This window comes from Pseudochelatococcus sp. B33 (assembly GCF_053570585.1).
On the sequence record NZ_JBSEFH010000055.1, the window covers coordinates 1 to 8072 of the forward strand.

At 62.4% G+C, this 8072-nt stretch carries 9 protein-coding genes and 1 pseudogene; 7 read left to right on the plus strand and 3 right to left on the minus strand.

The window, feature by feature from the left end:
- Positions 1-83 precede the first annotated feature (83 nt).
- The 4 genes and pseudogenes from ACUSIJ_RS29240 to ACUSIJ_RS29255 all read left to right on the plus strand — a co-directional run.
- Positions 84-386 (plus strand): type II toxin-antitoxin system Phd/YefM family antitoxin, encoded by a 303-nt coding sequence (locus ACUSIJ_RS29240; RefSeq protein ID WP_449311940.1) that lies wholly within the window; start codon positions 84-86, stop codon positions 384-386.
- Positions 383-856, plus strand: a complete 474-nt coding sequence (locus ACUSIJ_RS29245) for a PIN domain-containing protein (RefSeq protein WP_449311941.1) — start codon at positions 383-385, stop codon at positions 854-856. The genes ACUSIJ_RS29240 and ACUSIJ_RS29245 overlap by 4 nt, the downstream gene beginning before the upstream one ends.
- 261 nt (positions 857-1117) lie before the next feature.
- Entirely contained in the window at positions 1118-1342 is a 225-nt protein-coding gene (locus ACUSIJ_RS29250; protein WP_449311942.1) for an antitoxin MazE family protein, read from the plus strand.
- A pseudogene (locus ACUSIJ_RS29255) lies at positions 1339-1602 on the plus strand (type II toxin-antitoxin system PemK/MazF family toxin); the annotation flags it as partial. The gene ACUSIJ_RS29250 and the pseudogene ACUSIJ_RS29255, both read left to right, overlap by 4 nt.
- Before the next feature lie 401 nt (positions 1603-2003).
- Here ACUSIJ_RS29255 and ACUSIJ_RS29260 read toward each other — a convergent pair.
- Positions 2004-2459, minus strand: coding sequence for an NAD(P)H-dependent oxidoreductase (locus tag ACUSIJ_RS29260; RefSeq protein ID WP_449311943.1), 456 nt, complete (start codon positions 2457-2459; stop codon positions 2004-2006).
- A gap of 213 nt (positions 2460-2672) precedes the next feature.
- Here ACUSIJ_RS29260 and ACUSIJ_RS29265 point away from each other — a divergent pair, with 213 nt between their 5' ends.
- Entirely contained in the window at positions 2673-3572 is a 900-nt protein-coding gene (locus tag ACUSIJ_RS29265; protein WP_449311944.1) for a LysR family transcriptional regulator, read from the plus strand.
- On the opposite strand, the gene ACUSIJ_RS29270 is transcribed toward ACUSIJ_RS29265, so the two are convergent.
- Positions 3562-4380, minus strand: coding sequence for an IS5 family transposase (locus ACUSIJ_RS29270; protein ID WP_449311948.1), 819 nt, complete (start codon positions 4378-4380; stop codon positions 3562-3564). The genes ACUSIJ_RS29265 and ACUSIJ_RS29270 overlap by 11 nt on opposite strands.
- A gap of 428 nt (positions 4381-4808) precedes the next feature.
- Between ACUSIJ_RS29270 and socA the strand changes: the two genes are divergently transcribed.
- A complete protein-coding gene (gene socA, locus ACUSIJ_RS29275) occupies positions 4809-5390 on the plus strand; it encodes a type VI toxin-antitoxin system SocA family antitoxin (RefSeq protein WP_449311945.1) in 582 nt (193 codons plus the stop codon).
- On the plus strand, positions 5368-6084 hold the full coding sequence (socB, locus tag ACUSIJ_RS29280) for a type VI toxin-antitoxin system SocB family DNA replication inhibitor toxin (RefSeq protein ID WP_449311946.1): 717 nt from the start codon (positions 5368-5370) through the stop codon (positions 6082-6084). Before socA ends, socB begins: the two co-directional genes overlap by 23 nt.
- A gap of 332 nt (positions 6085-6416) precedes the next feature.
- Here socB and ACUSIJ_RS29285 read toward each other — a convergent pair whose 3' ends face one another.
- Entirely contained in the window at positions 6417-7814 is a 1398-nt protein-coding gene (locus ACUSIJ_RS29285) for an IS5 family transposase (RefSeq protein WP_449311947.1), read from the minus strand.
- Between the last annotated feature and the right edge of the window lie 258 nt (positions 7815-8072).

Genomic DNA, 8072 nt, shown 5'->3' on the forward strand with positions numbered 1-8072 from the left:
TCCTGCCCTGTTTTCAGTAAGGCGCGCTGGCGCTACTGCGAGGTGCGTGCTATATAACTGACTATCTGACTAGGTGTGAAACAATGGGCAAACAGACGGAACTGATAAAAGCAAAACGGGCTGGAACCCGGCCGGTGACGGGACGGTGGAAGCTTGAGGACGCGAAGGCGCGCTTCAGCGAGGTGGTGCGGCATGCCCGCGAGGAGGGGCCGCAGCGCGTGAGCGTGCGGGGTCAAGATGCGGTCGTGGTGATGAGCGTCGAGGAATTTGAACGTCTTGTGCCGGAGAAGCCCCGGGTACCCTTCATCCAGTTCATGGAGAGCCTGCATCTCGATGGGCTCGAACTCGAACGCGAAGCCGATCGCGGGCGGGACGTAGAACTGTGAGAGGCTGGCTGCTTGACACCAATGTCGTGGCTGCCCTGATCAATCCCCGGGGTGCGCCATCAGTGAAGCGCTGGGCCGAGGGGCAGGACGAGGAAACCCTCCACATCAGTGTTCTCACCCTGGCCGAATACGACAAGGGCATTCACAACCTGCCCGATCATCACGCGGACCGGTCGCGCTACATGGCGGCCCGCGACGCGCTGGCGGAACGGTTCGGCAGCCGCGTTCTCCCACTCGGTGACGAAATCGTTCGGCGGTGGGGGCGGATGTCCGGAGAGGGCAAGCGCTCAAGTGGCCATGCGCCGCCGGTGATTGACACGATGATCGCAGCGACGGCGATCGAATACGACCTCTATCTGGTCACGCGCAACGTGAAGGACACACGGCCATCAGGGGCAATCGTGTTCGATCCCTGGAACGACGACGCACAAAAATTTCCGCTGGGGTCGCGCAGTAGACGACCGAGATAGCGATATGACGAACGGTGCTTCACGCGTGAATGCCTGTCGTCGCCGTCGAAGTGGATTGTCGCAAGGGAGACGATTCGGTCCTTGCGCAAGATGCTGGCTGTTTCGGTGTCGGGAATGATGATCCATTCGCGATTCGCTACCATCCCCTCCCCTTTGGCGCACTTTCACACCGTAAACTCCACGTTGATCCCCACATTCAATCTGCTTTCAACCCGGCGCCTCCCGTGATAGGTTACATGTAACTTTTGGGAACAAGGAACCATGCCATCGGTAAAAGGTGCGAAGCCCGCGCAGGTAAAGGTCCAGGAACATCGCGAGCAGTTGCGGGCGCAGGGCCTACGGCCGATCCAGATCTGGGTTCCCGATGTGCGCGCTTCATCGTTCCGGTCGGAGGCTCATCAGCAGTCGGCAGCCGTGGCGGCGAGCGCCCAAGCCCGTGAGGACCAGGCGTTCATCGACGCAGCGTCCGACTGGGGCGATGAATGAGGCGCGGAGACATCTGGACGGTATTCGGCGGCCGGGACTATGGGGGTAAGCCTCGCCCTGTCGTCATCCTGCAGGATGACAGCTTCGACGCCATGGATTCGATTACCATCTGCGCCTTCACCACGGACGAGACCGATGCGCCGTTGTTCCGGCTTCCCGTGGAGCCGAACGAGCGCAACGGTCTGCGTTCCTTCTCCCGGCTGATGGTGGACAAGATCACCACGGTGCCGAAGTCCAAGGTCGGCGACCGGACCGGGCGACTCGATGACGAGGATGTCGTTCGGCTCAATCAGGCCGTGCTCGTTTGGCTTGGCGGTGTCGCCCAGGCTCGGCCGAAAGAAGGAGTGATGGGGAGGCAATTCCGAAAGCCTCCGGCCTCATCTGTCGTTTGACAGGAGATTTGGCTTATGGGCACGGACGAAAAGCCGATATCGTGATCAGTAATGCGTGCATGACTGACAATAGCGCCATGAGGCCGGAGACCTCTGGCTCCACGCCCGAATGCTTGATCGGCGGTAATCGTCGCCAACCATGCCAGTTTTGCTGAGAGGTGCCGTTCTGAAGGCCTTCGCTGGCTGTGATCCCCACGGTATTGACCGAATGCCGGCTGCTCGGCGGAACGACAGCTAGGTTGTCGCAAGCCCCCCCCAAAAGCTGCGGCTCAAGCAGCCCGGTACTGTGAAGCGATCCAGCGGCCGAGGTGGGCGGCATAGTCGGCCGCTGCGGCCTCAACCTCAGCGGGCGAGAGCTTGTCGGCCCGGTAGAGGACGAAGGGGTCGGCCCACGGAAGCCCACAGCGGTGCACTGTGGCGCGGAATGGGGCCAGCAGGTCGATCATCGGGAACAGGTTGCGACCGCCGGGACTGTAGGCCTCGGGTGTGTTGCCGACGGTCGCGGCGATCATCAACGGCGTGCCTTCCAGCCGTCGCCCCTCGGCCTCGTAGGCGAGGTAGAACATCCGCGTCAGCACAGCATCCTCCCAGGCCTTCAGCAGCGGCGGAGCGGAATACCACTGCACCGGGAATTGCAGCACGATCCGGTCGGCCGCGAGCAGCCGCGCTGCCTCGCGTGCGCCATCGCGCTGGAGGTCGAGCCCGTCTGGACAGGTGGCGGTCATGTCCACCACCTAGACGCCGGGCAACGCCGCGGCGGCGCGGGCCATGGCGGCGTTGGCCCTGGAGCGGGTCAGGTCGGGGTGAAACAGCAGGATCAGGGTCTTGGTCATCGTCAACTCCTTGGCTGGGACGGAGGAAGGCTTGGACGGGAGGAACGATGCCGGAGACTCAAGAATTACTCCAATCGATTAATGATCTGATCTATTATCCGTTTCATGAATTTACGTTCGCTCGACCTGAACCTCCTGGTGATCCTCGACGCGCTGCTGGACGAGGCGCAGGTCAGCCGCGCTGCCGATCGGCTGGGCCTGTCGCAACCCGCCGCCTCGGCGGCGCTGCAACGCTGCCGCCATCTGTTCCGCGACGAATTGCTGGAGCGCGGGCGTGGCACCATGCGCCTGACGGACAAGGCGGAATCCTTACGCGCGCCATTGAAGTCCCTGCTGGCGGGCGTGATGGATCTGGTTGATCCGCCCGAGGTGCCGCTGGCCGAGCTGCGCCAGACCTTGCGCATCTGCATGGCAGATTATCCGGCGCTGTTCGTGACCGGCCCGCTGCAACGCGCGCTGGCCGGCACCGCCCCCGGCATCGATGTGGTGATCCAGCCCTGGCACGGGGCCGAGGCCGCGCGCGTTGCACTGGTGGATGGCAGCACCGACATCGCCATCTCGATCTTTCCGGGCGACGACGAGGATCTTCACCGCGAGGCGTTGCTGGTCGAACATTACGTCATCGCGCTGCGTTCCGGCCATCCGGCGATCCCGGGCTTCGACCTCGACCGCTGGCTGGATTATCCGCATATCCTCGTCTCGGGCCGGGGCGAGGCGCGTAGCCCGCTGGATGCCGCGTTGGCCCGGATGGGCCGCGCTCGCCGGGTGGGGCTGGTCGTCCCGAGCTTCGGCCTGGTGCCGACCCTGCTTCGTGGATCCAACATGATCGCCATGCTGCCTTCGCGCGTCATGGTGGCGGCGGACGATCTTGCCACCCTGCCGACCCCGATCCCGGTGGCAGGTTTTCCCCTTCACCTCGCGTGGCATCGCCGCAGGGCGAAAGATGCAGGGCTGCAGCATGTAGCGGGGGTGCTTAGAGTCCGTTTGGAAATGCTCAGTGATTGATGCGTCGGATGATTGAGCTTGCCATTGCGGCGTAGATCATCGCCTCTGAAACGTCGATACGGGCTTCATAGTCTCGCACGAGGCGTCGGTATCTTGTGAGCCATCCAAAGGTGCGTTCGACCACCCATCTTCGCGGCAGTACGTTGAAGCCGGGATCGTTGCGGCGAACGATCTCGACGATGAAGTCGAGAAAGGCAGCCTTGTCGAGAAGTGGGCGCCGATCATAGGCGCCGTCAGCGAACAGATGCCTGATCCAGGGCCAGCGCTTGCGCACGGCATCGAGAACGGCCTGTGCTCCGGCGCTATCGGAAATGTCAGCGGTGGTGAGGTTGACCATGAGCAGGCGGCCGTCCGTATCGACCGCGATGTGGCGCTTGCGGCCCACGATCTTCTTGGCGCCGTCGAAGCCGCGCGTGCCGGCAGCGGCGGGAGCCTTGATCGTCTGGCTGTCGATGACGGCGGCGCTCGGATCGGCATTGCGGCCCGATCGCTCTCGATCGATCATCAGCGCCACGTCGTGGATGGTGCGGAACAGCAGCAGCCGAACGAACCGGCGAAACCACCAATAGACCGTCTGCCATGGCGGGAAGTGGATCGGCAGCATGCGCCATTCGCAGCCGGAACGAACCATGTAGCGGATGGCATTCACGACCTCGCGCAGGTCGATCCGGCGCTTGCGGCCCGTCGCAGCAGGCCCGGGCAGAAACGGCGAGATGGCCGACCATTCCTCATCGGTCACATCGCTCGGATACCGTTTCGTCTTCTTCTCAATGGCGGCCATCCGGCCGCGGCTTTCATCGGTCCACATCCAAACCATGAATCACGCCAAAGACAAAACCGCAACTGTTTCCAAACAGCCTCTTAGGAACCAGCTTGCCTAAGCATGGGGTTCACGATGCGCCCCACCGGCGCCCTCGCGGCCGTGGGAGAGACGGCCCAAAGCGGTCGTTCGGACGGTTCTCATCGAACGGCCGCTTCCGGCCGATCCCCACCCTTCAGGTAGCGCCATATGCTTCTCGGAACCGGCCATTCGTGTTTGCCACAGCGAGATCGTCGCAGCTTGCACAACTAGTGGGGCCATAGTACAGCCATGAGCGAGAAGGACACCTGTGTAGCTAAGCTGGTAGCGCATGTTATTTAGTAAGAGGGCTTGGCGTGAGGCCGAGTCCCTCATACGGAACCGCCCAACATGCCATTGCCAAATCACCCCGTTGCGGGGCATCTTGTTAAATAAATATGGAACTCGAAGGCAGCAGGCATGAGGCTATGAGCGGGCCATACGATCCGAGGGCAATTGCGAATCTCATGCTGGATGAGGCAGATCGGCGCAGATGGAATGTCTCGAACCTCGCTCTCCAGAAGCTACTCTACTTCGCCCACGGGATACATCTGACTAGGACGAAGCGCCCGCTTGTGTCCGGGTACTTCGAGGCTTGGCAGTACGGTCCGGTGCACCCAGCCGTGTACCGCGCGTTCAAGCCGTCAGGCTCGGCGCCGATCATCACGCGCGCGGTGGCAAAAGATCCCCTCACAGGACGGACTCGCGATTTGCCGAGGCCGTCCGATCTCGCAGTTATCGACCTCGTGTCTGACGTGATGAGGTCATACGGCCACCTGCCGCCTGGAAGGCTTGTCGATCTCTCGCACGCAAAGGACTCGCCGTGGTCCGTTATCGTGGACAAAGCTCGAACAGATGTTGCTTTTGGGATGCGGATACCAGAGGATGTGATCTTGGATCGATTCCGGCACCATAAGGTGTCGGTTGGCACAAATCCTCGCGCAGGAGAGCCGCCCAGTGACGACACGCCTTTTGCCTGACATTGACCTTGCGCGCATCGCGCCGCAGCGCGATGACATGAAGCGCAAAAGCTTAGAGCAGATGAAAGGCGGTTTCTCGACCTTCTCCTACAAGCCTTTTCGGTCCTGCATTTCTGACATCCTCAACGTCCAGCCCGAGTTGGATTTGGGCGCAGCGGAGCCGACACCTTGGGCAGTGATCGAAGCAGAGTTGCGGAAGCGCAGTAAGTCGGACGAGGAGTTCACTTATAACCAGCGCGTTGCCCTCGGCCTACATGACTTTGCGACTTCTGGCCGCGTGATCGGTCGGCGGCATGAATTTTTTCCGCTTTCGATGGGTATGGGGAAGAAGGTCACTTTTTGGCTACCGATGATTCTTGCTATCGACGAACAGGCGAGCGCGCTGTTTATTGAACCGCGTCGTACCAGAGGGCTAACCGCTGAGGGGCGCCGGTTTGCGTTCTCTATGATGCACGAGCGCATCCGGGCTGCTGACGAGGACTTTGCCGAGGTTCGACTGACCATCGCGCAGTTTGGCGATCCGTCGGAGGATTGCCGTGCAGTCAGACTTCACACGGACGAGAGGATTGATTTGTACTCCCGCGAGGACCTCGAACAGATGGTCGCCTCGACCTATGACATGTGGCGCGAGGTGCTTGAAGAGCGCGAACGCAAGGGGCGTGGTCGGGCGACCGGCACTGGCCCGCTGATCTAACGCGTTATTGCAAGGTGGATCAGGCCAAAAAAGATAATCTGGAAGGCGCAGACCCGCCTGTGCGCGAAGTTCCGCCGTCTGGCCGGAACCGGCAAGCACGTGGCGAAGTTATGGCGGTGGTCGCACGCGAGTTGGCGGGCTTCATCCGGGACGTTGCTGGCTATACGCCGGTGACGGTCTCAAGGCAGGGCTGACGCTCGCTGGAGTGAGCCGCCCACTGAGCGGACGAACGAAAAGGAGAAGATTGGATCGTTGACTCACGATCTGGCTGGAGTACTGCGCGCCCTGATTGATGCGGACAATCCCAAATAGTCCCCCGTGAACTGCGGCGTTCACGGCGTCTGACTGACGGCTCTCTGCTGTGTCTGGCTGAGGAGGAGGCTGCTGAGAATGGCAAAAAGCAATGCGAGCCATACAAGGATGCGCCTGAAGTTGTAGCCGATGGCGGCCAGCACGGCATTGATGGCGTCGCCGGTGCTGCCGGCGAGGTGGTTTCTGCCCATCCGGTGGTCGGCTTTCAGGTGGCCGATGACGGGTTCGACGGCTGCCCGGCGGCGCATGTCGCGTTTGATGGCCGCGGTCACGCCGCGTTTCTGGCCTGCCGCATAGACCTTGAAGCGGTGGGTCGGCGGCGCGTTGTGGCCGCGGTATCCGGCATCGGCGACGATGCGCGAGAGCGTGACGCCGACCTGCGCCTCGATGGCCGGGATGATGGCCTCGAGCGTATGGCCGTCATAGGGCTTGCCCGGCAAGGCCTTGACATGGGTGACTAACTGTCCGCCCCTTGATCGGTTGAGCGTGGTGGCGACGGAGACCTTGACGCCGAACTCGTATGGCCTGTGGGCCTTGCCCTTGCCGATACACTCGACCTCGGGGGCGTGCAGGCTGAAGATGCGCAGATCGGCCTCCTTGTGCCCGGCATCCTTCTCCCGGCCCCTGACTCGGTTGAGGTTGCGGTTTCTGGCATGGACGCGGCGCGCCAGCATGATCTCGTGGGCGACGGCTTCCTCGCGTTGCGCGTCGCCCTTCGTCTTGCGGACGATGTCGCGGATCACACGGCCGAGGTAGGTCTTCAACGTGCGCAACGCCTTGGCCGCCCGGTTGAACTGTTTGGCATGGGCATAGCGCTGGTGGCGGATGAGCGCCGCCTTGCCCACCGGGGCGTAGGACTGGCGCAGCCGGATCCCGAATTTGCCGGCAAGCCGCACCAGCCGCTCGCGCGAGCGCTGCATCAGGCGGGCGTCGGTCGGATGGCTGACAGCCTTCGGCTGCACGGTGGTGTCGACGATGGCCCTGGTGAAGTCGGCGGGCCTGGCTGCATCGGTGCGTACCGCCGCCGCCAGGCTTTCCTGCAGCAGGGCGTTCAGCTTCTCCTCGCCCATGCGCTGGCGCCAGCGCGTCATCGACGAACGGTCGAACGGCAGATCGTGGCGGAAGAATTCCTCGCCGCAGAACAGCTGATAATACGGGTTCTCCAGCCACCGGTCGCACAGCGCCTCGTCGGACAGGTCGTGCATGGCCTTGAGGATCGCCAGGCCCGCCATCAGGCGGGTGGGCAGCGCCGGATGGCCGGGCGCGTCCGCATAGGCCGCGCCACAGCGCTGTTCCAGGAACCGCCAGTCGATCACCCGGCCGAGCCGGGCGAGCGGATGGTTCATGTCGACGATCTGATCGAGCCTGGCCCGGAAAAGATCGCTCTGCCCGCTGTCCCGCCGCTCCTTCGGACGCATCGAGAAACTCCATGGCTGCCTCGTCAGGAACAGGGAATCACGATTGCATCGTCGGCGCAATTTGCAAGGCTGCACCGGAAAACACCGCGCGATCTTGCAAACAACGATATTACAGGCGGCAGGATAAACGCAATAATTCAAGGGGTTGGGAATTCTTCACGGGGGACCAAATAGGGAGGCAGCCAGCAACGCATTGGATAGCGATCATTTCCAGGGTAACCTATAGATCTCAGCTTTGCGCCCGAAGCAGGCACTTAC